This is a genomic window from Curtobacterium luteum (assembly GCF_001475545.1).
GTDB lineage: Bacteria > Actinomycetota > Actinomycetes > Actinomycetales > Microbacteriaceae > Curtobacterium > Curtobacterium luteum_A.
The window spans coordinates 1-519 of sequence record NZ_LDQC01000207.1 but is presented as its reverse complement, the minus strand read 5'-3'; the positions used below and the strand labels follow the sequence as shown (position 1 = coordinate 519).

Sequence of the window (519 nt, the reverse complement as noted above, 5' to 3'; positions counted from 1 at the left end):
CGACGATGGCGGGATTGGTCGCCAGGTACTCGGGGGTGGCGTATAGGCGCAGCCGGTAGTCGCATAGCTTGCGACAGACGTAGGGCCCGCGCTCGGGGCGCTCCAGGGTGATGGCGATGTCGGCTTCGCGGCGCGACAGGTTGACGAAGTGCGGGACCGGCAGCACCTCCAGGGTGATACCCGGATAGCGATCCTGGAAAAAGCTCAACTGGGGCGCCACGAAGTAGCTACCGAAGCCTTCGGTGGCACCGATGCGTACCTGACCGGAAGGCGCCAGGCGGGTATCCGAAATCTGCTCGCAGGCGGTCTGCAGGGTGCTTTCCAGGGTTTCGGCATGCCCCAGCAGTCGTTGGCCTTCCATGGTGAGGCTGAAGCCGGTGCTGCGCGACTTTTCGAACAGCAGCGCCCCCAAGGCCTTTTCCAGGGAGGAGATCCGCCGGGAGACGGTGGTGTAGTCGACGCCCAGCCGGCGCGCGGCGCTGCTGGCCTTCTGGGTACGGGCGACCTCCAGAAAGAACC

The 519-nt window shown here is 65.7% G+C and carries 1 protein-coding gene; it reads right to left on the bottom strand.

Annotated features, from left to right (window positions below; translation table 11 throughout):
- On the bottom strand, nt 1–519 hold a 519-nt coding region (locus NS184_RS17215; protein ID WP_152998328.1), incomplete at both ends, for a LysR family transcriptional regulator.